26 protein-coding genes and 1 tRNA gene are annotated in these 24,731 nt (G+C 64.1%); 12 read left to right on the top strand and 15 right to left on the bottom strand.

The genetic code is table 11. The annotated features are described in order from the left end of the window. Positions 1–8: 8 nt before the first annotated feature. Positions 9–530 carry a response regulator transcription factor gene (locus DVK00_RS08185; RefSeq protein ID WP_101349724.1) on the bottom strand — a complete coding sequence of 174 codons (522 nt, stop codon included), beginning with the start codon at positions 528–530 and terminating at the stop codon, positions 9–11. A gap of 216 nt (positions 531–746) precedes the next feature. Here DVK00_RS08185 and DVK00_RS08180 point away from each other — a divergent pair, with 216 nt between their 5' ends. Beyond that, positions 747–1,700 carry a D-2-hydroxyacid dehydrogenase gene (locus tag DVK00_RS08180; protein ID WP_101349725.1) on the top strand — a complete coding sequence of 318 codons (954 nt, stop codon included), beginning with the start codon at positions 747–749 and terminating at the stop codon, positions 1,698–1,700. On the opposite strand, the gene DVK00_RS08175 is transcribed toward DVK00_RS08180, so the two are convergent. From DVK00_RS08175 to DVK00_RS08160, 4 genes are all read right to left on the bottom strand, one after another. Further along, on the bottom strand, positions 1,701–2,081 hold the full coding sequence (locus tag DVK00_RS08175) for a hypothetical protein (protein ID WP_101349726.1): 381 nt from the start codon (positions 2,079–2,081) through the stop codon (positions 1,701–1,703). A gap of 92 nt (positions 2,082–2,173) precedes the next feature. Further along, positions 2,174–3,211: an aspartate-semialdehyde dehydrogenase gene (gene asd / locus DVK00_RS08170; protein WP_121536715.1), complete on the bottom strand. Its 1,038-nt coding sequence runs from the start codon at positions 3,209–3,211 to the stop codon at positions 2,174–2,176. A gap of 68 nt (positions 3,212–3,279) precedes the next feature. Next, positions 3,280–3,714 carry a hypothetical protein gene (locus DVK00_RS08165; RefSeq protein WP_053968407.1) on the bottom strand — a complete coding sequence of 145 codons (435 nt, stop codon included), beginning with the start codon at positions 3,712–3,714 and terminating at the stop codon, positions 3,280–3,282. 58 nt (positions 3,715–3,772) lie between these two features. Beyond that, positions 3,773–6,001, bottom strand: a complete 2,229-nt coding sequence (locus DVK00_RS08160) for an AAA domain-containing protein (RefSeq protein ID WP_121577562.1) — start codon at positions 5,999–6,001, stop codon at positions 3,773–3,775. A gap of 104 nt (positions 6,002–6,105) precedes the next feature. On the opposite strand from DVK00_RS08160, the gene DVK00_RS08155 reads away from it, so the two are divergent. The 3 genes from DVK00_RS08155 to DVK00_RS08145 all read left to right on the top strand — a co-directional run bounded on the left by DVK00_RS08155 (position 6,106) and on the right by DVK00_RS08145 (position 8,057). Beyond that, positions 6,106–7,146: a tyrosine--tRNA ligase gene (locus tag DVK00_RS08155; protein WP_121577561.1), complete on the top strand. Its 1,041-nt coding sequence runs from the start codon at positions 6,106–6,108 to the stop codon at positions 7,144–7,146. Positions 7,147–7,158: 12 nt separating this feature from the next. After that, on the top strand, positions 7,159–7,848 hold the full coding sequence (locus tag DVK00_RS08150; RefSeq protein WP_121536719.1) for a class I SAM-dependent methyltransferase: 690 nt from the start codon (positions 7,159–7,161) through the stop codon (positions 7,846–7,848). A 138-nt stretch (positions 7,849–7,986) separates the two neighbouring features. After that, positions 7,987–8,057, top strand: a tRNA-Gly gene (locus tag DVK00_RS08145). Between the two features lie 302 nt (positions 8,058–8,359). On the opposite strand, the gene DVK00_RS08140 is transcribed toward DVK00_RS08145, so the two are convergent. Next, the gene (locus DVK00_RS08140) at positions 8,360–8,674 is read right to left on the bottom strand and encodes a hypothetical protein (RefSeq protein ID WP_101349731.1); all 315 of its coding nucleotides are present in this window, start codon (positions 8,672–8,674) and stop codon (positions 8,360–8,362) included. A 390-nt stretch (positions 8,675–9,064) separates the two neighbouring features. Here DVK00_RS08140 and dinB point away from each other — a divergent pair, with 390 nt between their 5' ends. Next, entirely contained in the window at positions 9,065–10,426 is a 1,362-nt protein-coding gene (dinB, locus tag DVK00_RS08135) for a DNA polymerase IV (RefSeq protein WP_121536721.1), read from the top strand. Between the two features lie 6 nt (positions 10,427–10,432). Here the strand turns inward: dinB and DVK00_RS08130 are convergent, their stop codons facing one another. After that, positions 10,433–10,780 (bottom strand): hypothetical protein, encoded by a 348-nt coding sequence (locus tag DVK00_RS08130; RefSeq protein ID WP_101349733.1) that lies wholly within the window; start codon positions 10,778–10,780, stop codon positions 10,433–10,435. A gap of 169 nt (positions 10,781–10,949) precedes the next feature. On the opposite strand from DVK00_RS08130, the gene bluB reads away from it, so the two are divergent. Together bluB and DVK00_RS08120 are read left to right on the top strand one after the other, a co-directional pair. After that, positions 10,950–11,633 carry a 5,6-dimethylbenzimidazole synthase gene (gene bluB, locus DVK00_RS08125; protein ID WP_101349734.1) on the top strand — a complete coding sequence of 228 codons (684 nt, stop codon included), beginning with the start codon at positions 10,950–10,952 and terminating at the stop codon, positions 11,631–11,633. A 159-nt stretch (positions 11,634–11,792) separates the two neighbouring features. Next, positions 11,793–13,697 carry a helicase HerA domain-containing protein gene (locus DVK00_RS08120; RefSeq protein ID WP_101349735.1) on the top strand — a complete coding sequence of 635 codons (1,905 nt, stop codon included), beginning with the start codon at positions 11,793–11,795 and terminating at the stop codon, positions 13,695–13,697. 27 nt (positions 13,698–13,724) lie between these two features. On the opposite strand, the gene tpiA is transcribed toward DVK00_RS08120, so the two are convergent. Then, positions 13,725–14,372 carry a triose-phosphate isomerase gene (tpiA, locus tag DVK00_RS08115; RefSeq protein WP_008309909.1) on the bottom strand — a complete coding sequence of 216 codons (648 nt, stop codon included), beginning with the start codon at positions 14,370–14,372 and terminating at the stop codon, positions 13,725–13,727. Positions 14,373–14,469: 97 nt separating this feature from the next. Here tpiA and DVK00_RS08110 point away from each other — a divergent pair, with 97 nt between their 5' ends. Further along, positions 14,470–15,075: a response regulator gene (locus tag DVK00_RS08110; protein WP_101349736.1), complete on the top strand. Its 606-nt coding sequence runs from the start codon at positions 14,470–14,472 to the stop codon at positions 15,073–15,075. Position 15,076: 1 nt separating this feature from the next. Here DVK00_RS08110 and DVK00_RS08105 read toward each other — a convergent pair whose 3' ends face one another. The 4 genes from DVK00_RS08105 to hisC are packed head-to-tail and all read right to left on the bottom strand — an operon-like array spanning position 15,077 to position 17,839. Continuing rightward, the gene (locus tag DVK00_RS08105; RefSeq protein ID WP_004515642.1) at positions 15,077–15,607 is read right to left on the bottom strand and encodes a multiprotein bridging factor aMBF1; all 531 of its coding nucleotides are present in this window, start codon (positions 15,605–15,607) and stop codon (positions 15,077–15,079) included. A gap of 41 nt (positions 15,608–15,648) precedes the next feature. Next, on the bottom strand, positions 15,649–16,257 hold the full coding sequence (locus tag DVK00_RS08100; protein ID WP_101349737.1) for a CDP-alcohol phosphatidyltransferase family protein: 609 nt from the start codon (positions 16,255–16,257) through the stop codon (positions 15,649–15,651). Further along, a complete protein-coding gene (locus DVK00_RS08095) occupies positions 16,254–16,760 on the bottom strand; it encodes an adenylate kinase family protein (RefSeq protein WP_121510874.1) in 507 nt (168 codons plus the stop codon). Before DVK00_RS08095 ends, DVK00_RS08100 begins: the two co-directional genes overlap by 4 nt. Beyond that, positions 16,757–17,839 carry a histidinol-phosphate transaminase gene (gene hisC, locus DVK00_RS08090; RefSeq protein WP_101349739.1) on the bottom strand — a complete coding sequence of 361 codons (1,083 nt, stop codon included), beginning with the start codon at positions 17,837–17,839 and terminating at the stop codon, positions 16,757–16,759. Before hisC ends, DVK00_RS08095 begins: the two co-directional genes overlap by 4 nt. A 258-nt stretch (positions 17,840–18,097) precedes the next feature. Between hisC and DVK00_RS08085 the strand changes: the two genes are divergently transcribed. From DVK00_RS08085 to DVK00_RS08075, 3 genes are all read left to right on the top strand, one after another. Then, positions 18,098–18,796 (top strand): chemotaxis protein CheC, encoded by a 699-nt coding sequence (locus DVK00_RS08085; RefSeq protein WP_101349740.1) that lies wholly within the window; start codon positions 18,098–18,100, stop codon positions 18,794–18,796. Between the two features lie 48 nt (positions 18,797–18,844). Further along, entirely contained in the window at positions 18,845–19,297 is a 453-nt protein-coding gene (locus DVK00_RS08080; protein WP_101349741.1) for a transporter, read from the top strand. A gap of 84 nt (positions 19,298–19,381) precedes the next feature. Continuing rightward, complete coding sequence (locus DVK00_RS08075; protein ID WP_121536727.1) at positions 19,382–19,960, top strand: metal-dependent hydrolase; 579 nt, start codon at positions 19,382–19,384, stop codon at positions 19,958–19,960. Here the strand turns inward: DVK00_RS08075 and DVK00_RS08070 are convergent. Continuing rightward, positions 19,957–21,588, bottom strand: a complete 1,632-nt coding sequence (locus tag DVK00_RS08070; RefSeq protein WP_121577560.1) for a GMC family oxidoreductase — start codon at positions 21,586–21,588, stop codon at positions 19,957–19,959. The two genes, DVK00_RS08075 and DVK00_RS08070, sit on opposite strands and share 4 nt — an antisense overlap. A 488-nt stretch (positions 21,589–22,076) precedes the next feature. Between DVK00_RS08070 and DVK00_RS08065 the strand changes: the two genes are divergently transcribed. Then, positions 22,077–23,090: a site-specific integrase gene (locus DVK00_RS08065; protein WP_121536731.1), complete on the top strand. Its 1,014-nt coding sequence runs from the start codon at positions 22,077–22,079 to the stop codon at positions 23,088–23,090. Here the strand turns inward: DVK00_RS08065 and DVK00_RS08060 are convergent. Next, positions 23,087–23,383: an HNH endonuclease gene (locus DVK00_RS08060; RefSeq protein WP_121536733.1), complete on the bottom strand. Its 297-nt coding sequence runs from the start codon at positions 23,381–23,383 to the stop codon at positions 23,087–23,089. The genes DVK00_RS08065 and DVK00_RS08060 overlap by 4 nt on opposite strands. Before the next feature lie 186 nt (positions 23,384–23,569). Then, on the bottom strand, positions 23,570–24,352 hold the full coding sequence (locus DVK00_RS08055; RefSeq protein WP_121536735.1) for a hypothetical protein: 783 nt from the start codon (positions 24,350–24,352) through the stop codon (positions 23,570–23,572). Between the last annotated feature and the right edge of the window lie 379 nt (positions 24,353–24,731).

The raw sequence follows: 24,731 nt of genomic DNA, 5'->3' as shown, positions 1-24,731 counted from the left end.
CCTGCGCGCTACGGTCCGGACACTGCGCCGCCGAGTGATACGTCGTGTCGCTCCAGCCGCTTGACGACCCGCTGGTACGCGTCGCTCTCAGCGAGCGCTGTGGCCCGGACAGCGTCGGCAACTGTTGCTCGGCGGTCGGCGAGGCCCAGGAGCTCGCGGCGTTTCGCCTCGTACTCACACCGGGTACGAACGGTCGAAAGAACCGACAGCAGAGTGTCCCGGTCAGCGGGCTTTCTGAGATACGAATCCACGGGGATATCCAGAATATCCACGTCAGGCTTGACGCTACTGATCATGACGACCGCAGGGGTAACTGTCCGCTGTTGGAGTTTTTCCGCGACCGTTGCGCCGCTCAGGTCCGGCATCTGGCGGTCCAGCAATACCGCATCGGTTGTGTCGTCGATGCACTGTAACCCTGTACGGCCGTCTTCCGCTTCTATAACCTCGTATTCGTCCGGAAGCCAGAGCTTGTAGAGCTGTCTGTAGTCCTCGTCGTCATCGACCACCACAATGCTCGTCGGTCTCCTCATCTCTTGGAACTCATACGCTGGTCATCCTACAAATATGCTAAGATATCGGTGTACTATTACTACAAATTTTACTAATTCAGGCTGGTAATTCTCCTACTCTCTAGATGTAGAAATACCAACACCAGCCTTGGCGTGCGACCAGCGGTCTGCCGGCACCGTTTTGAGGCCCCCGCGTGGAACAGCCGGTATGGCTCCGCACGCCACAGGAGGGGTTCAATGGCCGATATCGTCGTGATGAGATACGACGTTCATGGGATGCCGGTCGACCAGTACGCGACTGCGCTCCGGGACCGACTGCCCGAGTGGGACATCACCGTCGCGGAGACACCAGACGCCGAGCGCGACCTGATTGCGGAGGCGACAGTCCTGACCGGTAATGATGTTTCGCCGAAACTGGTCGATGCGGCCGACGCCCTGGAACTGTTTGCAGGGACGTACGCTGGATACGACCACCTTCCGCTGTCGGAGTTGGCAGACCGCGACATCGCCCTGACGACGGCCTCCGGGGTCCACGGCCCGAACGTCGCCGAGAACGTCGTCGGCTCGTGGCTCGCCTTCGCCCGCGGTTTCTTCACCGCCCGCCGCCACCAGCGCGAGGGCGTCTGGCAGTCGTTCCACACCGACGACTTCGCTGGCAGCCGCGTCTGCGTTGTCGGCCTCGGCGAAATCGGGCAGGCCATCGTCGACCGCTTGCAAGGGTTCGACGTGGAGACCGTCGGCGTCCGCTACTCGCCGGAGAAGGGCGGCCCCACCGACGAGGTGTACGGCTTCGACGAGATTCACGAGGCCGTCGCCGATACGGAGTACGTCGGACTCGCCTGCCCGCTGACCGACGAGACACACCACCTCGTCGACGAAGCGGTGTTCGACACGATGCCCCCCGAAGCGGTGCTCACCAACGTCGCCCGTGGCCCCGTTGTCGATACCGACGCGTTGGTCAGTGCGCTACAGCGCAACCACATCGGCGGCGCGGCACTGGACGTGACCGACCCCGAACCGCTGCCCGGCGACCACCCGCTGTGGGACTTCGAGAACGTCCTCATCACGCCACACAACGCCGGCCACACGCCGAGCTACTACGATCGACTGGCCGATATTGTGGCCGAAAACGTCAGGCAGGCCGAGCGAACCGGCGAGTGGGACGGGCTCAGAAACCAGATCGAACTGTAGTCACTGCCGGCTGGCGAGATGGCCAGCGCGGGCTTCGTACACCAGATACGAGACGACGGTCACACCAAACACGCCGCCGAGTAGGTGCGAGACTGTAACGCTCCCGAGGCTAGTTCTCCCGACGGTACCCTGCAGCAGTTCGACTACGGCCACTACCGCCGCGAGCCCAATGTACCGCCAGCGGGCCGCGACCGGAAGCGTCTCGCTATCACCTGCCAGCGCGAGATACAGGTGTGTGCCAGCCAGAACGGCGAAGTACGTAGCTGCGACGAGCACGACCGAGGCAACAGGGCCGAGTGGAACCGCCCGGAACAGGAGCGCCCAGACGAGGACGACAGCGCTCACCACCCCGATCTGAAGCTTCGTATCGCGGGAGACCATATGCCAGAAGTCGAGTCTGGCCGTGAAAAAATATCGGATCGCCTAGCAGTTCTCGTGCGACTCGGAAGAACGGCGCTCGGCGAGCGTGACCGTTACAGATAGCCGCGCTTGTTCAGCAGTTCGCCGTTCAGCACGCTCGCACCGGCGGCACCGCGCATCGTGTTGTGCGCGAGGCAGTTGAACTGGACGCCGTCCGTCGTCTCGCGGAACCCGCCGACTGCGACGCCCATGCCGTCCTCGACGTTGCGGTCGAGGCGTGGCTGTGGGCGGTCGGGTTCCTCGAACACCGTGATGAGTTTCTCCGGCGAAGACGGCAGGTCGATGCCGGTAACCGACTCCATCGCGGCCTCGGCGTCGGCCGCAGAGATGTCCTCGGCGGTGTCGGCCCAGACGTTTTCGAGGTGGCCGTCGAGCGTCGGGATGCGGTTACAGGAGGCGGCCACGTCCATCTCGTTGAGGTGGACCTCCGCGCCGTCAAACGAGCCAAGCAGTTTGCGCGATTCGGTCTCCATCTTCTGCTCTTCGCCGCCGATGTGCGGGATGGCGTTGTCGATGATCTCCATCGATGTGACGCCAGAGTAGCCCGCACCGGAGACGGCCTGGAGCGTCGAGACGCGCACGTCGGTCAGGTCGAACTCGCGGTCCAGCGCGGCCAGGGGCGGGACCATCGTGATCGTCGAGCAGTTCGGGTTCTTCAGGAGCGCGCCGTCCCAGCCGCGCTCGTCACGCTGGACTTCCAGGAGGTCGACGTGGTCGGCGTTGACCTCGGGAATGATGAGCGGCACGTCCTCGTCCATCCGGCCGTTGGAGGAGTTCGACGAGACTGTGTAGCCGGCCTCACAGAACTCCGGTTCGACTTCCGCGCCGACGCTCGACGGGAGTGAGGAGAAGATGAGATCGACGTCGTCAGGCACCGAATCCGGGTCGGTGGCGCGGACTTCTAACCCGGCCACGTCTTCGGGAATCGGGGAGTTGACGCGCCACTTTGCGGCGTCCTTGTATGTCTCGCCAGCGCTTGCGTCGCTGGCGGTCAGTGCTGCGATCTCGAACTCGGGGTGGGGGTCAAGCAGTTGGATAAGTCGCTGCCCGACCGCGCCAGTCGCACCGAGCACACCTACGCGTACAGTCATCGGTTGACACACGGCTACGGGTGGTCAAAACAGTTTGGATACGGGGCCATGCCGCTGCCTTCGTCGGGTTACTCGCGCTCGGTGTCTTCGAACACCCATTCGATAACACGGGCCTCCACGAGATCCCGCTCCTCGACGTATGGGTCGTCGCGGTTCGCCAGCGTCTCCGCGGCCTCAGCGCGCATTTCGGCTTCGATTTCCGTATGGTCCGGTTCGTCTCGGATGTCATTCAGCAGTGCCTCGAAATCCTCACGGAGATCGAAGGAAGCTCGGGCGGCGTTACACCGCGACAGCGGGCTCATTCCGGTCTCTAACACGAGGTCCCGCACCGTCTCCCAGTCGGAGCCACAGAAGTAGATGGACACCTCGCCGACGATGTCCTGCCAGGCGATTGGGTCTGCGTGCTTGAGCAGCGGGACCGCCCGCGGCGGCAGATCGAGACGGGTCTCAGTGTCGGGATTCCCGCACAGACAGCATGCCTTCTCGGTCTTCCCCGTGTACATATGAGACAGTTGTGTCGGACGTATTTGGACCCATCGCAGTTGTGCGGTCGCTGGCCGGCTACACCGGAATGAATTCGGGGTCCACGTCGTTCAGGCGGTCGGTGTTCGAGACGAACTGGTAGAAGTCGCTGTAGAGATCCGTACACTTCCCGTCGGCGTCGTAACGGAGTGTGTGCCAGTCGGCGACGACGGCGCAGTAGCGCTTGGCCCGCGTGAGCGCGACGTTCAGCCGCCGGGGGCCGTCGACCGGCCGCCCGAGGAACCCAACGGTTCCGTCGGCGTTGCTCCGGACGAGCGAGAGGACGATGGCTGTCCGTTCGCCGCCCTGAAACGAGTCAATGGTGTCGACAGTCACTCCGTCTCCGGCGTCGGTTCGCTCTGCGAGCATCTCCCGGATGCGTGACACCTGCGCGCTGTACGGCGTGATGACACCGATTTCCTCGGCAGGTACGTCTGCCAGCAGGTCCTGAACGAGATGCGCGACGAGGCGGGCTTCGGTGGGATTCGCCTTGGAGTGCCCGGCGGTTTCGACCCGACCGCCGACGTTGTACCCTTCAAGCGCCGGCCTGTCTGGGAGCGGGTCGACGGCGCGACCGTTCCGTAGCGTCCGGTCGTAGAACCGACGGTTCGGGAAGTACGCGATGTCGCGGTGCATTCGATACTGGGTCTGTAGCTGGAGGCCGACACCCTCGTAGATGCCGCCGTCAGCGTAGAGATGCTCGAACAGCGAGTGGCCGTAGCTCGACGCCGGCGGTTCGTCGCTGGCGCTGTAGGGCGGGAGCTGTCGGTGGTCGCCTGCGAGGACGGCGCGGTCGGCCCGGACCAGCGGGATACACGACGCTGCGCAGGTTGACTGCGTTGCTTCGTCGAGGACTACCAGGTCGAACTCCCTGGCGAGCGTCGCGGCGCTGTTGTTCGTTACCGCCACTACGTCAGCCCGCCCGGGTACGTCGCTGTAGGCGCGCCCCACAACATCGTTTGCTGACTGGCTCGCGTTCACGCGGTCGAGGGTGTAGTCGCCGTCGCCGTGCTGGCCATAGGCGTGCAGCGACTGCGGGTCGGCCCCGTCACCCGTCGACGACCCTGCCACGAGGTTGTCGACGGCCTGATTCGAGTCCGCACACACCAGCACATCCTCACCGGCCTGTGCGGCCCGCCGGACGATTTCGACGAGCGTCCGCGTCTTCCCTGTCCCCGGTGGGCCGTGGATACAGAACAGGTCGTCGGCCAGCAGCGCGTGCTCGACAGCCAGTTGCTGCTCCTGGTTCAGTTCCCCGTCGAACTGGTCGCTCCGGGCGGCAGCCCCGTTCGAGAAGGTTATCGGCCGGTCGCCGGCGAGTACGGCCCGAAATCGGTGGTCGGTCAGCAACTCAATCGCCGCACGTTCGCGGTCGAACGGAACGGGATTGAGCAGCGCCGTGAGCCCGTAGGTGGCATCACTGTCAGTGAGTGCGCTTTCGAGTGTTGTCGCCCCGTCGACCTCGCCCCAGTCCACCGCGAGCCAGACCGAACGCCCGCGGATGCGCTCGACTGTCGCCGGGACAGGGAACGGGTCGTCGCCGCGTCCGCGCTCCCTCTCGGCGTGAATCAGCACCTCGTTTCCCTCGTGAATGCCGAACACGGATTCGACGACAAACGCCCAGTCACCGTCCCACTCGGCGGCGATGTCAGCGGGTGGGTCGACGCGAAACCGATACGCTCCGTCATCTCGGCCGCGCGCGTGCAGGTCGGGGACTGCATCACCACCGGCCCCGTACACCTCGGCAGGTGAGCGCCGTTCGGCGCGCTCTCGGTTTTGCTGGCGAGTCGCCGCACGTTCGCGCTCGACGTGAGACCGCAAGCCGTCGATCAGTTCTGCCGACGGGATCGGATTTCGGGGCGGTTCGCTGTCGTCTATCGGTGCGTCGTAGGAGGGTGGGTACGTTTCCGGGACGTAGTCGGAGTGCCAGAACCGGAGACGGTCGGCCAGCCTCGTGGCTCCGAACCCGTCCGCATCGACGAAGTCCCGCTCGCCGTCGCGCTCGAAGACGAAAATCTGTCCGTGTAACGAGTGGTCAGTGAAGGCGACGTACTCTCCCGTCGGTCGCGCCGAGTCTGGTTCGTGTAATGGGATACAGACCCAGTCTTCCGCGGGATGGGCGAGCTCGTCGTGGTGGGCCGCAAACTCGGCAACGGGCCGCGCGGGGACGACATCGCCGCTGTCGTCGAGAGCAGCGTCGGTAACGGCACACAACGACGCGTCGTCGAGGGCAAACGACCCGATGACGTGGTCGAACAGGAGGGACATCTATCGCCGATTGTGCGCCGCTGTGGTAAAACAGTACGGCCCACCTCGACAGCGCGTCACACCGGACAGGAACGTTTTAATCGCCGGACCGGCCACACTGCGGTATGGATACCGCCGAGCGACTCGATCTGGTGACGCGACACACCACAGAAGTCGTCACCGAGGACGAACTGCGGACGCTGTTCGAGGAGAGCGACCCGTCGGCGTACATCGGCTACGCGCCGACCGGCGAGATGCATATCGGTCACTTCACGACGATGCGAAAGCTCGCGGATTTCCTGCGGGCCGGCGTCGACGTGACGGTCCTCATCGCGGACCTGCACGCCCACCTCGACGACAACAAATCGCCCTTTGATCTGCTGGATGCCCGCTCGGCCTACTACGAAACGGCCATCGAGGGGATGATTGAAGCGGCCGGCGCAGACCCCGAGGACGTGGAGTTCGTCCGCGGGACTGACTTCCAGCTTGACGAGGAGTACACGCTGGAGATGTACCGGATGGCCGCCGAAACGACGATCTCCCGCACGCAGCGTGCGGCCAGCGAGGTCGTTCGCGAGTCCGAGAGCCCGAACCTCGGCGGGCTCATCTATCCGCTGATGCAGACGCTTGACGTGAAGGCGCTGGACGCCGACATCGCCTACGGCGGCGTCGATCAGCGTGGCATCTACATGCTCTCGCGTGAGATTCTGCCGGACCACGGCGGCGAGTCGCCGATCTGCCTGTTCGCGCCGCTCCTGTCCGGTCTCTCGGGCGGCAAGATGAGCGCATCCGACGAGGCGTCGAAGGTCAACCTCACCGACAGCCCCGACGAGGTTGACGAGAAAATCGGGCAGGCGTACTGCCCGGCCGGCGAGGTCGAGGAAAACGGCGTGCTGGAGTACCTCGAACACCTCGTGTTCCCGGTGCTGGACGTCCGCGACGAGTCCTTCGTCGTCGAGCGCCCCGAGGAGTACGGCGGCGACCTGACCTACGAGAGCTACGACGAGGTCGAGGCGGACTTCGTCAGCGGCGAACTCCACCCCGCCGACCTGAAGCCGTCCGCCGCAAGCGCTATCTCGGACGTTATCGACCCGGTCCGGGAGCGCCTAGCCGACGAGGAGGACCTCCTCGCCGAGGCCTACCCCGAGAAGTACGGCGCGGAGTAACGCCGCGTCGCGATGCCCCCCTCCGACCCGAGCGCCGACAGTGAGGAACCCGCGCGCTCGCGGGCCGCCGTTCGCCGGACGTACGAGGACATCGGCGATCACTTCTCGAAGACCCGCGAGTACGCCTGGCCAGAGGTCGAATCGTTCGTCGACGAGTCCAGCAGTGCTCGAACGGCGCTCGATGTCGGCTGTGGCAACGGCCGCCACGCGGAACTGCTCACAGAGGTCGCTGACCGCGTCGTCGGCCTCGACGCCAGCCGCGCGCTCCTGCAAGCCGCGACCGACCGCGTCGGCGACAGCGTCGCGCTGCTGCAGGGCGACGCGACGCGGCTCCCGCTTGCTGCCGGGTCCGTCGACCTCGCGGTGTACGTGGCGACGCTGCATCACCTCCCGTCGCGGTCCGCCCGCCGCGCCAGTCTGGACGAACTGGCTCGCGTGCTCGCGCCGGGCGCTCGCGCACTCGTCAGCGCGTGGAGTACGGCCCACGACCGCTTCGACGCCGACCCCGACGCGGACGCGGGCTTTGACACGACAGTCGACTGGACGCTCCCCGGCGGCGAGACAGTGCCGCGGTTCTACCACATCTACGCGCCGGCCGAATTCGAGCGTGATGTCGCCGACAGCGACCTCCGGCTCGTCTCGATGGAACTCTCAAGCGGCAACTGTTACGGGGTTGTCGAACCAGAAGGGAAACGCACTTAATTGCCTTCCATCTATGAGTGTATACGTTCGCACTCGGGCGGTCCCGATTCGAGAGAATCAGGGCTGCATGAGTGAGCGGTGGTGGTGAGCAAATCCAACGGATTTGCGAACGACGCCGCGAGCGAACGGCGTGAGCGAGCGGCGGTGGTCTAGTGGTAGGACCTGAGCCTTCCAAGCTCATGGCCCGGGTTCAAATCCCGGCCGCCGCATTCTGCGAGGAACGGACGTGACGAGCGAAGGCCGTACGGCGGGATTTGAATCACGCGAGACGAGCGCAGCGAGTCTCGCCATCGGGTTCAAATCCCGGTCGCCGCACTTTTTCGACGAACAATTCGTGAGTCGGAAATGCGGAATGGCGGATTTGAACTACGGAAATCCGAGCGATAGCGAGGATTTGCAGTCAAGTTCACTCCCGGTTGCCTAATTCTGGCGTGACACCAGCGACCGACTGAAGCGGTAGCAGGCGGTCTTGCCTTCGAGAGCCATTCAGCCGCCGCGACCAATCGACACCTCACTCCGGTTCGACGGCCGCTTCCTCGAACTCCTCCCAGTCGTCGCCCATCCACTCCTGCAGGCGATCAGTAACGCCCGCGAAGTCCTCGCCGTCTTCGAAGGACTCGACGACGACCCAACCGTCACCGTCGCGGTCGTAGCCGAGGCTGTAGCCCCGGTCGCCGTCGATGATGACGACGAACGCGGCCACCACGTCGAGGTCGGGGAAGAACCCGACCGGCGCAAATCCGTAGTCGTCGTGCTGGGCTTCGAGGGCGGAGATTTCGCTCGTCGAGAGCGGTCTGTCCGGCAGCGAGTCGGTCAGTTCCGTCATTACGTCGCAGTCATGTGGAGAGAACTGAAAACGTTTCGAGCGGAACGAACGCAAGGGACGTGCCGGAGAGGACTGCAGCCAACATTGAAGTGTTTCCATGTGTTTTGTTAACATGGAGCTTCCGACGCTCCCGGCGGGAACGACCGTCGTACCATCCGGGATTGGCATCGGCGGACGACCACTCGCCGGTGGAGCGATGGCCACTCCACCGGCCACGTATCGCTTTGCAACCAACGGCGTACGGAGCACCTGACACCCAACCCCCACCCACCCCCACCACTTTCCCTGCTCCCGCCTTTCGAGGTGTTTTCGATACATCGGACAGTACCCTGACCTGATGCGTTCGGCGAGGGCCGGTGGGGTTTTCTGCCAGTACACGTAGCGTCGAGTATGGACGCTGCGCGACTCCCCGGGACCAGCGGCCCCGAGCAGATCGTCGCGCACGTCGACATGGACTGTTTCTACGCCGCCTGCGAACAGCGGCGGGAGCCGGCGCTCCGCGGGGAACCACTCGTCGTGGGAATGGGCTACGAGAACGGCACGACACACGGGGCCGTCGCGACGGCGAGCTACGAGGCGCGGGCGTACGGCGTCGAATCCGCGATGGCCATCTCGGAGGCCCTAGAGCGGCTCCCCCGGAAGGTCGATGCCGTCGAGGACCCGGACCTGGACGTCGAGGACGCGGGGTTCTACCGCCCCGTCGACATGGACTTCTACGAGTCCGTCGCCGCGGACGTCCGGGAGATACTTCACGCTGAGGCAGCGGTCGTCCGCGAGGTGAGTATCGACGAGGCGTACCTCGACGTCACCGACCGGGTCTCCTGGGAGACCGTCGACTCGTGGGCGCAGGACCTGAAAGACACAATCGAGTCGGCAGTCGGCGTGGTGGCCAGCGTCGGCGTCGCCCCGACGATGAGCGCCGCGAAGGTGGCGAGCGACCGCGACAAGCCCGACGGGCTGGTCGTCGTCGAACCCGGAGATGTCCGCGAGTTCTTCGCCGACCTGCCCGTCGAGGACGTCCACGGCGTCGGCCCGGTCACCGCCAGCGAACTCGATTCGCTCGACATCGAGACCGCAGGAGACCTGGCGGCCGCCGACCCGGAACTACTGGCCGACCGCTTCGGCGAGCGCGGCCGCGAGATACGCCGCTACGCCCGCGGCGAGGACGAGCGGTCGGTGACCCCGAAAGGCGACCCCAAGAGCCTCTCGCGGGAGTCCGCGTTCACCGAGGCGACGACCGACTCGGAGGCCAAGTGCCGGCAGGTCCGCACGCTCGCCGAGGCCGTCGCCGACCGCGCCCGGCGGAAGGGCGCGCGCTACCAGACCATCGGCATCAAGGTCGTGACGCCGCCGTTCGACGTGAACACGCGCGCCCGGTCGCTCCCCGGCCCGGTCGAGGAGCCCGATCTGGTCAAGCGCGTCGCGCTGGACCTGCTTAGTGAGTTCGACGACGACCCGGTGCGGAAAGTCGGTGTCCGCGTCTCGAACCTTGATTTCTCGGCCGGCGAGCAGGCCAATCTGGACGGGTTCAGCGGCGACACTAGAACCGAGGAGACGAGCGATAGCTCCGTCGCCGACAACAGCTCAGAGAGGGCCAAAGAACAGAACGAGGAAGGACAGGTCGGACTCGGAACGTTCGGTGAGAACGACGAGGGAAACGAAGCTGCGGGAGATGCGGTAAACGAGGGAGAAGACACCGTCAGTACCAACATTTCGCTCCCGCCCGGCCAGACCACCCTCACAGATTTCTAACGGTGTTCAGGCGACACCGTGTTCCAGATTCTCCAGCAGTTTCCCGACGAACAGGCCGGCCCGCGGCGAGATGGTGTCATCGGCCGCAACTGCTGTTGGATGCGCGGCCAGCGTGTCGACGAACCGTTGGCTGTGGGTCATTGCGTGTAACATATCGACCACGTCGACCACTAGTCCCTCGTCGCTGGTGTCCATCCCGGCGTACCGCTCCTTCTCGGCCTCGGAGTAGGTGATTGTCCACGCCGGGCCGCCGGCAGCGGCGACGATATCCTCCAGCGGTGCCACTTCGAGCGGGCCGTCGTCACTCCCGACGTACACCGTTCCGTCCTCGACGAACGTCTCGTATCTGTCCATGGACAGCCCTCAGCGAACGAGTGTGTCAAGGTGTCCCACCACAATAGCCGTTGCCCCGTCTCGGACTGACTGGCAACGATCACGGTCGGCTTCGCCTTCACATCCTACCGTACTCGGGACACTGTCGGTCAGCACAACCGGTTTACAACTGTCGTCTGTCAGTGAGGATATGGTTGAGTTCGGACCACGCGACCGCGAGGCGGTCTACAAGTCCATCTATTCGCGACGGGACATCAGACGATTTGCCGCGGACTCCGTTCCCGAGGACGTACTGGCACGGATCCTCGATGCCGCACACAACGCGCCCAGCGTCGGGTTCTCGCAACCGTGGGATTTTGTCGTGATCGAGGACGAACAGACGAAGTCAGCGGTCGCCGCGATTGCCGAACGGGCGATAGCCGCCGCACGCGAAGGCTACGAGGAGCCGCGCAAATCGGATTTCGGCCAGTTGAAACTGGAGGGGATAACCGATGCCCCGGTGAACATCTGTGTTACCTGTGACCCCACGCGCGATGCGCCACACGTCCTCGGCCGGAATACGATGCAGCGAATGGATGTCTATTCGACGTGTCTCGCCGTACAGAACCTCTGGCTCGCTGCCCGTGCCGAGGGCATCGGTGTCGGCTGGGTCTCGTTTCTGTATCCCCACGAACTCCGTGAGGTGCTGAACATTCCACACCATGTTCAGCCTGTGGCCTACCTCTGTGTCGGCTACCCCGAAGACGGCTTCCCTGCGGAACCGGTACTGCAACAGGAAGGCTGGCGTAGTCGCATCGACAGAACGGAACTGGTCCATTACGGCGAGTGGGACTCCGGTCGGACGCCCGAAACGAAGTCCCAGCGGCGTCGGTAACCGAAGCCGCGTCGGTAGCACACGAGAATTTGAAGCCCGAGCGAGCGAAACCTCGGACTGGCTTCGAACTGTTTGCGTTGCGTCCAGACCTGTTCCACAGTTGATGGGCGTCTGACGGAGAGTTATGGGGTGTGAGCGTCTCCGTTCCGACAGTAACGCATGGCAGAGACCGAACAGATAACTGTCGCGACGACGAGCGCGGGGCCGGGTGGGACCGGGGAGCCGGGCGAGACGGTCAATCTCCCGGTGGTGGAACTGCTCACCGGCCGGGGGTTCATCACCGGCAAGAGCGGGTCCGGGAAGTCGAACACGGCGAGTGTCATCGCCGAGAAACTGCTGGACAACGGGTTCGGCCTGCTTATTGTCGACATCGATGGCGAGTACTACGGCCTGAAAGAGGAGTACGAGATCCTCCACGTTGGCGGTGACGAGGAGTGTGACATTCAGGTCACGGAGGACCACGCCGGCAAGATCGCCTCGCTGGCGCTGGAACAGAACGTCCCCATCATCCTCGACATCTCGTCGTTTCTCGACGAGGAAGAGGCCGAGACGCTGCTGACAGAGGTCGCAAAGCAACTGTTCGCCAAGGCCAAAAAGCAGAAACAGCCGTTCCTGATGCTCGTCGAGGAGTGCCACGAGTGGATGCCCGAGAAGGGGTCGATGGGCGAGGTCGGGAAGATGCTCATCAAAATCGGGAAGCGCGGCCGGAAACACGGGCTTGGCATCGTCGGCATCAGCCAGCGCCCCGCCGACGTGAAGAAAGACTACATCACCCAGTGCGACTGGCTCGTCTGGCATCGCCTGACCTGGAACAACGATACGAAGGTAGTCGGGCGCATCCTCGACAACAAGTACGCCGACGCCGTCGAAGACCTGGACGACGGCGAGGCGTTCATGATGAACGACTGGGCTGAGCAGGTCCGCAGGGTGCAGTTCCACCGCAAGCAGACCTTCGACGCCGGCGCGACGCCCGGCCTCGACGACTTCGAGCGCCCGGAACTCAAGTCCGTCAGCGACGACCTCGTCTCCGAACTGGAGACCATCAGCGAGGAACAACAGGAGACGGAGAACCGCATCAAGGAGCTCCGGGAGGAACTGGACAAGAAGAACTCCCGCATCGCCGAACTGGAGGCGGAACTGCAGGACGCCCGGGACCTCTCGCGGATGGCCGAGCAGTTCACCGAGGCGATGGTGGAGCAGGCTGAGGACTACAACCCCGGCCGGACGGAACAGGAGAACATGCGCCGCAAGCGCGAGCGGTTCGCCGACCAATCTCCGTCGGACGGCGACGCAGACGCCGAGGATGAGGCGGACGCCGACGGTCCCCGCGACGAGCCCCCCGAACCAGACGAGACGGCCGATGCCACGTCGGGCGGCGGGTTCGGCGACGCGTTCAGCGCCTTCGCCGCGGACGACGCTGCGATGAACGGCGGCAGCGCCAGTGGCGGCGCGGACGCGACTGGGAGCAGCGCGGACGCTAAATCGGTGTCGGCTGCCAGCAATACGGACGCAGAGCCGGCGTCAAATGGCCACGCTGACAACGCTGCTGTGGCGACGAACGGGGACAGCCCAGACAGCAGTGCGGCGGGCGTACCAGTCAACGGCCGGGCTGAGACGGACATTGCTGAGGCTGACGACGACGCTCTGAGAGCGGCCATCGCCGAGGCCGTCGAAGCTGAGCAGTCGGCGGAGGTGACCGGAGCCACCGACGACGAGATGCCCTCAGATGTCGACGGTCCCGCCGTCTACGCTGACCTTCGAGCCGACATCGAGGAATTGGACCGAAAGACCTGCCGGATGCTCGCGTACTACCGGGAGCAGGGACCCGGGACGCCGCTAAACGCCCACTTCTCGGCGGGCGGCTCCGGCGACCGGACGGCGGCCTACGCGCGGAACAGGGAACTCCGGCTTCGCGGGCTGGTCGAACACGTCGGCCGTGGAAAGTACGACGCCCGGCTGGCGGCACTGGTCCGAGAGGAGAGCGACCGCGGACTCGACGACGACGAGGTCGAGTCGGTGATCTCTCGACTCGAATCGGCGTTTCTGGACGGAGACAGCGAGTGAAAAGTCCGCACTTCGACGACAGCGATTCTACAGCAGCGGTTCGACGAGGTCTTCGAGCGCCGCGCGCGGGTCGTCAGCTTTCGCAACGCCGCTTGCCAGCAGGACGCCGCTCGCGCCGAGGTCGCTCGCCGAGACGAGGTCCTCGCCGGTCGAGATGCCGGCCCCACAGAGCACGTCCACGTCGCCGTTGACGCGGGCGGCGGCGTCGACTGCGCCGGTCACGATGTCCGGGTCGGCCTTGCTGACGGGCGTGCCGGTCCCGATGAGTTCCGGGGGCTCGACGGCGACGCCGTCGGGGTCGAGCGCGGCGGCCGCGCCGATCTGTGCGGGGTTGTTCGCACAGACGATGGTTTCGAGGTCCGCGCGGTCGGCGGCGTCGAGCGCGCCGTCGATGTCCGCGAGCTTGAGGCGGTTCTCGGAGTGGTTCAGCAGCGTCCCGACAGCACCGGCGTCCGCAGCGGCCTCGGCGAGGGTGCTGCCGGTGTGGCTGCCGTGTTCGACGGCGCTGACGTGCTGGGCCCACGTCTCGACACCAGTCTCCGCCACAGCGCCGATCTGTGCGGCCTGTGGCGCGACGGCGACACGGACACCGGAATCGTCGCTGACGTCAGCAGCGGCGGTCGCTACTTCGACTGGATCACACGGGTACGCCTTCAGATTGACAAGGACGAACATACGAAACGCACCGGTTGCTGTGGGGAAATAGGTTGCGAAGCCGCCGTTTGGCGTCCCTACCACTCCGCCTTCGATTCTCCCGAACCACGGCTCGGGGATGACAGTTATTACGGTTCAGCCGAGACAAGAAACGAGACAAGCCGTGACAGCAGGGGATGATGACACACCGACCGTTCTGATAGTCGAGGACGAACAACATCTGGCTGACCTGTACACCGACTATCTGTCCGACCAGTATCACGTCCAGACGGCCTACAGCGGCGAAGAGGGCTTGGAACTGCTGTCGCCCGACATCGATGTCGTGCTGCTCGACCGCCGGATGCCGGTCGTCTCCGGCAACGAAGTGCTTGCACAGATCGAGGAGAAGGGGCTTCGATGCCGCGTCGCGATGGTGACCGCCATCGACCCCGACTTCGACATCATCGAGATGCGCGTTGACGACTACCTCGTCAAGCCTGTCACCCGGGACGACTTGCAGGAGGTCGTCGACCGACTGTACAAAATCCGGGAGTACAACAACCGACTCCGGACGCTCACGTCGAAAAAGCTCAAGCGCAATGTTCTCCGGGTCGAGAAGACCGACCGTGAACTCCAGGACAGCGAACGGTATCAGGCACTGCAGGACGAGATCGAGCGGATCTCGTCGAACGTCGAGTCACTCGCGAACGAACTCGATGTCGAGAAAGACGACCTCCAGCTGTGACCTAGTCCTTTCGTTTCACGACGTCGCCGAGCGTGTACTCGCCGTCACTGCTGCCGCCGGACCACTCCGTTTCGTCAGCGCTACCGCCGGCGCTCAGAGAGATTTCGAGCGCGCTTTCGAGCTTCTTTTGTACGTCGTCGCTGGGCAGCGAGTTGCCCTGTTCGAGCTTCCGGATGAGGCTCGCCTTCTCGTTGAGTTGCTTGGCGAGTTCCTCCTGGCTGAGGCCCTGTGACTCTCGGCCTTTGCGGATCCGGTCGTCGTAATCCTGTGCGATCTCGTCCATCTCGTCGAACATATCTCGGCGGCGGCCACCGGATCCGCCACCACCCGAGGAACTCGATGAGGAGGACGAACTCGACGACGATGACGAGGAGGACGACGTCGAGTACTTCGTCGACGTGGACGACGTCTCCTCCGTCTTGACCTCGGTGCCGAAGTCGGTACACTCGTCACAGACGTCGAGTTCGGCGCCCTCGATTTTGACGCGGTTCGGAGACGAAACCTCCGTTCCGCACATCTCGCACTGAACCATACCGACGGCTTGGACGGGGCGCGGTATAAATGGTGCGCTGGCTACTCCAGCGCGACCATCGCGTGATAGAACCGCTGGACGGCGGTAACGTGCCCAACGACGGCGAACACGACCAGCAACCAGCCGACCAGCGTCAGGCCGGCCAGTGCGGTCGGGACGAACGCCGCGACGCCTGTGACGACACCGACGAGCGCAAGCCGGTCGGCCCGCCCGAGCAGGCCGCCGTAGACGCGGTCGAGGCCGACCGCCTGAGCCTGCGTTCCGAGATAGGAGGTCATCAGGACGCCGGTAACAGCGGCGATGCCGAGCGCCCACTGGCCGACACCGGCGGCGAGGCCGATGATGATGCCGATATCGGCGTAGCGGTCGAGCACGTGGTCCAGCAGGTCGCCGCCCGAGGACGCGACGTTCAGTTCTCGCGCGAGCGCCCCGTCCACGAGGTCGAGCCAGCCGTTCAGGAAGACGAGAACGGCACCGCCGAGATACAGCAGCGGCTCCCGCGTTGCGGCGGCGTACACCCCACCCGCGCCGAGCGCCAGCAGGAAGGCGATGACGCTGACGCCGTTGGGCGAGAGGCCGGCCACCTTCGCGGCGCTGACGAACGGGCCCAGCGCGCGGTCGGCCAGCGGGCGGAACTTGTCGAGTGTCATAGCCAGTCGATGTAGGAGACAGTGCCCGCGCTCGGCTCGCGCTCGCCAGCCACGACGGCCTGAATCTCTTGTGCCACCGCGTCGGGGTCCCGGTCCGTTGTCTCTATTTCGTAGACGGAATCCACGCCATGCTCTTCTACGGCTTCCCCGAGAATGACGTCGAGCGCTTCTGACTCCGCGTTCTCGTAGGCCTTCGAATCGTCGTCGCCGCGCTCTCGAAGTCGCTCGACGATGGTTTCGGGGTGCGCTCGCAGCACAATCACGCGGTCGGCGTCGAAGTGATGCGCGAGGTGGGATTCGAACAGCACGTCGTCGCGGCCGTCGAGCCACTCGGACAGCCTGTCGAGGTCGGCGACAAGGCTCCCACGGTCTTCGTCGATGCCCGTCGAGAACCCCTCGGCCTTGATGATGTCGTTGAGGTGGAAGACATCGAAGTCTGTGTCGAGGTGTTCCGCTGCCGTGGTCTTGCCCGTCCCCGGCGTGCCAGTAACGGCGACCCTCACGGCTCGACCACCTCGATGACCTCGTTCAGTACCGAGACGGCGCGCTCCGTGTCCTCGCGCGTCCCGCAGGTGATACGGATGCATTCGGGGAGCCCGAACGAGGAGCAGTCGCGGATGATGACGCCCCGTTCCTGGGCGGCGTCCGCGACGGCCGACGCGTCGCCGACCTCCGCGAGAATGAAGTTCCCCGCGCTGTCCCAGGTCGGCGCGTCGAGTTCCTCGGCGAGGTACTCCCGGGCCCACGCGGCAGTATCGACGGAGCGCTCGACGTGCTCGTCGTCGTCGAGCGCCGCCAGCCCGGCCCGGCAGGCGAGTTCGCTGGCTGAAAAGGGCGTGTTGATGCGGGCGTAGGCGTCGGCCCAGTCGTCCGGGACGACCGCGTAGCCAAGGCGAATCCCCGCGAGGCCGTAGGCCTTCGAGAACGTTCGCAGGAGCGCAACGTCGTCGCGGTTGTCCAGTAATGGCCGCTTGCTCGGTTTCTCGGTGAACTCCCCGTAGGCTTCGTCGACGACGACCAGCGTCTGCTCGTCGGTTTCCTCTGCGATAGTCCGGACCGCGTCGGTCGTGAACTCCGCGCCGGTGGGGTTGTGCGGGCTGGTGAGATAGACGATCCGCTCGCCGTCGTAATCTTTCAGGACGGTGTCGGCGGTCTGAGCGAAGTCGTCGGCCTTCGAGAGCGTGTACTCGTTGACCTCGCCGTGGTGATAGCGTGCGCTCATCGCGTAGTACGCGAAGCCCGGTGACGGGACGAGCACGTCCTGGCCGGGTTCGAGCATCGCCCGGGCGAGGCAGTCGAGCGCGCCGTCGCCGCCGTTGCTCAGCCACACCTGTTCGGGCGTTACGTCCCACATATCCGCCAGCTCGTCGACGAGGTCGGCGTGGGAGGCCTTCGGATAGGAGTGCATTCGCTCGGCCGCCCCGCGAATCGCCTCGACGGCTCTCGGGCTCGGCCCGTACATGTTCTCGTTCGACGCCAGCTTCACCATGTCGTCCGGGTCGAGGCCGAGTTCCCGGGCGACTTCCTCGATACCGCGACCTGCCCGATAGACAGTGTGAGCGGAGAGGTCCCGTGGTTCCATGGCTGTGCAAAACGGACGGGGCGGCTTAAGCGTGCTCACATCGGGCGTGGCCGTGGCTTCCCCAGTCAGTGTCGCACAGAAATCCGCTGGCGGCTTCCCGTGAGAAACCCGTCGATGACGGGTACGACACGGAATAGCACGCTCCCCACCGAAACCCTGTCAGTCAGTGGTAATGAGCGTTACGGTGACCCACCGTGCAGCCCCGGGACGCCGTCCCCACCGAAAACGGTAACATACCATAGGTCCTGTTAGCCTGCAATGCCGCTTCTCATCGATATTCGGAAACTCACGCTCATCACCAGACTCATTCAGGATGGGGCCGAGCAGGTCGCTGATTCGCTGGCGACGCTGGCCGGCGTCGACGCGGCCGTTGAGATCAAGAGCCTCTCGTTCGTTCAGCCGGAGGACATCGCCACCGAGATGGGCGGCGGGAATATTTACAGTGCTCGCGTCCGGTTGACAGAGCCGCCGTACGGCGTCTTCCTGATGACGTTCGAGACGGAGACAGCCGCGGAGATTGCGGAGTTAATGACCGGCTCCAGTGTCGACGATGGGTTCACACAGCTCCACGAGTCCGCGCTCCAGGAGATGTGTAACATCCTCACCTCGGGCTTTATCGACGGCATCGCGAACACGCTGGACGCGACCATCAACATGGGGACGCCGACGGTCGTCCAGGACGACGCGACCGAGATCGCCGACAAGGCCCTCTCGCACGTCCGCCGGGACTCGCTGACCATCGTGCTCGACTCGCTGGTCGACATCAAGGAAAGCGACGTGGCGTTCTCGCTTCGTATCTTCCTCATCCCCGACCCCGGCTCGTTCGTCCACCTTATCGACCAACTGGACTACGACACCGACCGCGAAACCCACATCTCCGCCGACACTGACGCGGTCAAGGAACTCGATATGTCGGGTGATGCGGACGCCCTCGATGCCTTTGATTCCTCGAAGTAGCCGGACCAAACCCACGACGTTGAAGAGGGTCGCGTCCAACCGCCGGATATGAGTGTCGTAAACGCGGCTGTCTTCGGGGTACACCTGATATTCGCCGCGCTGTGGGCTGGAACCGTGTTGTTCATGACCTATGCCGTGCTCCCGACGGCGCTGAACGGCGACTCCTCGCCGGGGCCGCTGTCGGCGATTACCGCGAAGCTCCAGACGGTGTCGCGTGCGAGTGCGACGCTCCTGTTTCTGACGGGGGGACATCTGGCAGCGACCCGCTACACCGCTGAGTCGCTGACTGGAACCGGTCGCGGCCACCTCGTCATTACGATGATCGTCCTGTGGTTCATTCTGGCCGGCCTTGTAGAGGTCGGCGCATCGAAGCTCAGCGATGGCTTCGCCCAGCAGAAGGTACGCGAACCGGCCCGGAACGCGCGCCCGTTCCTGCTGGGGGCGTCTCTCGTGTCGATTTTACTTCTGCTTGACGCCGGCGCTATTCTCGGCCTGTACTGAACAGCCGGCATCTCGGTCCCCGGGCTCGACTCACGGACACCTGTATCAGCAGATACAAATCACAATCCAGCATAGCACGACACAATGTGGCCGTGGGGACATCTCGCCGTCGCCTACCTCGTCTACGCTGTGTACACTCGGTTCGACCCGACCCGTCGCCAGACAGCGGCCACGCTGACCGCGCTGGCGGTGGGGTCGCAGTTCCCGGACCTGATCGACAAGCCCTTGGCCTGGACGTTCGGCGTCTTGCCGTCCGGTCGGTCACTGGCACATTCACTGCTCTCACTTCTCTTCATTGCCGTAGTCTTGCACCGGCTCGCCGCGCTGTATCGCAGAACGGACCTTTCGACGGCGTTCACGCTCGGTGCGTTCGCACACACGCTGACGGATATGAGCCCGACGGCGGTGGGCGGGGTACTCGGCGGTGACCTGACACAGCTTCAGTGGCTGCGCTTTCTGGTCTGGCCCCTGCAGCCACCGCCGCCGTACGCCAACGACGCCTCCTTCGTCGAGCAGTTCGCGTCGCTCTCGCTCGAGCCGTACGTCCTGTTTCAGTTCGGGCTGTTCGGCCTTGCCGTCGCCGTGTGGCTCGTCCATGGCGCGCCCGGGCTTCGGTCGGTCACTCGCCGGAGCAAGGCCGTGTTCACCGACTTCGCCGATTAAAGCCGCTCGGAAATATGGTCGGCACATTTCAACGCCAGCGCGGCGATGGTCAGCGTCGGGTTCATCGACCCGGCAGTGACGAACACCGACGAGGACGCGATAGCGAGGTTCGCCACGTCGTGAGTCCGTAGCTGTGGGTTCACGACGCTCTCTGCGGGGTCCGTCCCCATCCGCGTCGTCCCCATGTGATGGTACGCCGGGCCGGTGTTTTCCGGCCCGACCGTCCAGGAGACGTCGACGCCGAGTTCGTCCAGAATCGCGTGCTGAATCTCGTTCGCCCGCGAGAGCGACCGCTCCAGCCGGTCGCCCCACGACCACTGGATGTCCGGCACCGGGTTCCCGTGGTCGTCCGTCGTCGAGGTGTCCAGCGTCACGCGGTTCTCCTTCCGCGGCGGCTGGCCGACCAGCCCGCCCATGGCGATGCTGTTGCCGTAGGCGTCCCGCAGACTCGACAGCAGGGTGTCGCCCCACTCCTCGCCGGAGAGGGCGAGTTCGACCGGCGACGGGCCGGCGTAGTTCAGGAACTCCAGTTTCAGCGGCGACAGCGCCCCGTCGGCGGCCTCGACCACCGTCTCGCCGTCCGCGACCCGCTCGACCGGCTGGCCGGGGTCGTCGTAGAACTGGTGGCACTCGCTCGTGAGGAAGCCGACGTGATTCTGGCGCGTCTCGCGGTCGAGCGTGCCCCCAGCACCGGCAAACAGGTGGTCCATGAAGTAGCGCCCGACCAGCCCGGACCCGTTCGCCAGCCCCTCGGGGTGGTCCTCGTTCGCCGACAGCAGGAGGAGCCGCGGCGTCTCGACGCCGCCCGCCGCGACGACGAACTCGCGGGCCGTCTGGCGGTGTTCGGTCCCGTCCGGCGTCGCGTATACGGCCGCCTCGACGCGCCCGTCGCCGTCGGTTTCCAGTCGCTGGACCGGCGCCCGGTCGATAACTTTGGCCCCTTCGGCTTCGGCGTCTTCGATGTGGACGCTGGCGTCGTATTTCGCTCCGGAGGGACAGACCGGCTGGCAGGTCCCGTAGCCGACGCAGGGGCCTCGGCCGTCGTAGGGCTCTGAATTGCGGGCGTTGGGGACGGAGTGCATCGTGATGCCCAGCTGCTCGCAGGCCTCGGCGAACAGCGAGTCGCTGTACGACGGCGGGAACCCGGGCAAGGGGTACGCGCCGTCACGCGGCGGCGCGAAGGGGTTGTCCACGTCGCCGGCGACCCCAAGCGCCCGCTCGGCGTCGGCGTAGTACGGCCGCAGGTCGTCGTAGTCGATTGGCCACGCGGGGTCGTCGGTGTCGTGGCTCCCGTCGAAATCCGAGGGGTGCAGCCGCATCACCATCCCCTGCCAGTGCAGCGTCGACCCGCCGACGCCTTTGACCCGTGAGATGTTCAGCGGGTAGTACCGCTCGCCGCTCGCACTGAACGCGTCGCGGTCGCCGCCCATTTCCCAGACGGAGCCGTGGTCACCGGGCCGAATCGTCTCTTCCATCTGCTGCTCTCGTTTCGACCTGTCGAACCGCGGCCCGGCCTCTAGCACCACGACCTTCTGGCCCTCGCTAGCGAGCTGGCTTGCGATGAGTGCCCCTGCCGGCCCGGCTCCGACGACACAGACATCCGCCCGCTCGGACGGCTCCCGGTCCATTTCAGCAGGAGTTAGGCAAGCCTAAACTTATACGTTGGCATCTCAGGTGCTGTGGGCTGTCTGCACACCGGCGCGATGGGGTCTCGTCGTGTGGCAGGTAAGTCATCAGCCCGGCTCCGCTCTCAGCGGTGACTGCACGGGCGTGGCGGGAGTGAGCGAAACCGCAGGTTTCGCGAGGGTCGCCACGGCCGCGAGTGTGTTTCGAGCGAATGTGAGAAACCACGAAGCGGGCGTGGCGGGATTCGAACCACGGTCGGACGTGCTCGCTTCGCTGCGCGCGACCTCCCTGATTAGAATCCCGCCATGCCGGTTCGCTCCCTTCGGTCGCTGCACGGGCGTGGCGGGATTCGAACCCGCTAACCCACCTTTACGCCCTTCCCAGCCGCTAACGCGGCTGTTCAGGTCGCAAAGCTGGACCAAATACTAACGCCTCATAGCGGGCGGATACTGGCCACAAATCGGCGCGTAGGAGTGCGGTCACCTCGAACATGACCGAACTAGAAGCCCTACAACCGGCAGAAGCCGTAGAGATGTATCTCACCGATAAGGACACCGAATACACCGAGGCTACACTCGACAGTCATAGACGGCGAATCAAGTGGTTCAGACGGTGGTTCGACACGGAGACCGAGTACGACTACCTCCGAGAGTTGTCCGGTCTCGACCTTCACCAATTTCGGGTGTGGAGACAGGGGGACCTCGCACCCGTCACGTTGAAAACGCAGATGGACACGGTGCGAGTGTTCCTCTACTGGTGTCGCAACATCGATGCTGTCTCGCAGGACCTACCCGAGAAGTGCGAGTCGCCCCGAGTGAGTGGAGACCAAAACCAACGGTCGGACATGCTCCCCGTGGACCGCGTTGAGCACATCATCGACTACCTGTCCCGCTTCCATCACGCGAGTGTTCAACACGTGCTGTGGGTACTCCTTTGGCGGACAGGCATCCGTGTGGGAGCGGCCCGTGCAATCGACATAGAGGACTACTACCCTGATGAGCAGTACGTCCAAATCAATCACAGACCGGACGAAGATACACCGTTGAAAAACCAGTACCGAGGTGAACGTCCCGTCTCTCTTCGACCGGACACGTGCGAGGTGCTGGACGACTACATCCGCCACAATCGCCACGAAGTGCGGGATGAGTACGACCGCCGCCCGTTGTTCACCAGCCGACAGGGACGCCGAGCGATCTCGAACCTACGCGAGATTATGTACCGGTGGAGTCGGCCGTGTCGCGTCGGTCGAGACTGCCCCCATGGCCGAGACCCCGACACCTGCGATGCCAACAAGAGCACGAACGTGGCGAGTCAATGCCCGTCCTCGAAGGCGTGTCACGCGATGCGTCGGTCGTCAATTACCCACCATCTCAGACAAGACGTGCCCGTACCGGTGCTCTCTGACCGAATGAACGTGTCTGCGGACGTGCTGGACGATCACTACGACCAGCGAACTGAGCGCGAGAAGATGGAGGTGAGGCGCGAGTACCTCGACTGGGACTAGCTCTGTCTCTCTAACCGTTCCTGCACCCACTCATCCCGGAACGACTCCGTGATCGCGGTCTCATTCATCTGAGCCGCGTCAGGCGCATGAGTCACGCACAACGTAATCAGGTTCGACACCTGAAACCCATCCTCTCGCTCGTGCGGATGCTCGTCGAACAGCACGAACAACTCCGTCTGCCGCCCGCACTCCCGGCATCGGAAATCATCACGCTTGAGCGTCTTCTCCTGAAGCTCATCCCAGTCCAACGGGAAGCCGCGATCCGCGTACTCTGCAGGCGATAGATTGGACATAGGCTGCTCCCAGTTGAACACACGAACGTATATGGGTCGGCGTTGATGGCTGCATCATCGCGAGGCTGCTCCTAGCGTCTGATACAGTCCCTTATCCGTCTTCAGCCGATGTTGTCTCGTCAGATGTCGGGTACAAACACCGTGCTCCTACGGCGGAACAGGACCGCGAAAAAAAGAGAGGTGAGTTTAGAACGTCCGCATAATATCTTGGTCAAGGTCATCACCCCGCCCAATTTCATCGGCTTCAAGCCGTTCAACGATACTATTCCACCGCTCGATAGCACCGCCCACCAACTTGTAGTCGTCGCGGAACGGTGCTAACGCCTCGACAGTCTGGACTGCCCACCGGTGCTGACTGGTATACACGACATCCCCGTTCACCAACTTAGGCTCCAGATCGTCAAGATGAGCGTGCAAGACAGCGGCAGCACGCTTCGGATCGGCAGTCATCACACCGTCGTCCTTGAGTTCGAACAACTCGTGTTCCATGGTCTCTCGGATATAGTCGGCCATCTGGTCAGACTGGCCAAACTGTTGCTCAACGAAGTCCTCAATGAGCCGCTTGCGGATTTTGCCCTCAGGGTAGCGATAGCGGATCATCGCTCCGAGCAGTTGGCGCTTCTCAACACGGTCACGCGGCTTTTTGCTGACGTGGTCAGGGTTGATTTGGGCGTCTGGCTTGACGATTATTCGACGGATGGTGTCGGTGTCCAGCGTCCCGATGATTTCTTCATCAGGATCGTATTCGGCAGGGTCGATACCGCCCGACTTTCCCCCATTCACGTGAGCGCCGTCCAACAGGACCTCGACAGGGTTGTCGTAGTCTGACTCGTGCTCGCGCATGTCGATGTCGCCGATGTGTTCGACGAAAATCTCGTGCATGAACTCCTTCTTCGATTCGTAGTCGTACTCGTCGTAGATGTGGTCAATGACTTCTTTCGTATCCTCGTCGATGCTTGTTCGTGACATTCTTACTCTTACTTGACACCTCACACGTATATATCACTCGGGAGACTGGACACCCCCTAATCCGCAATATTCAGCCAGAAGGCGGTTTGAAGGCGGAGATTGCGGGCATCAGTCCAAAAATAGATCGTTTTCTTTCCCTAATTTGGTGTGGTATCTGTCAGGACTAACCGCGTAGGGGTGGATAGGGATGGACACCACATGTGGACACCCACTATTTGAGGGTTTGAGGCCGTGAGACACACGTTATCAGCAGAATAGGGAGCACGGTCGAACAGAAAGGCTGTCGACTCTCTTCGCTCAGAAAACGGAAGGGTGGGGGGGTAGGGGGACAGCCGTGTCTGGTCAGGGATGGATAGGGATGGACGGGTAGGTGGACACC

Source organism: Haloarcula sp. Atlit-47R (assembly GCF_003665985.1).
In the GTDB taxonomy this organism is placed as follows: Archaea; Halobacteriota; Halobacteria; order Halobacteriales; family Haloarculaceae; genus Haloarcula; species Haloarcula taiwanensis.
This window is presented reverse-complemented; position numbering and strand designations above follow the sequence as displayed.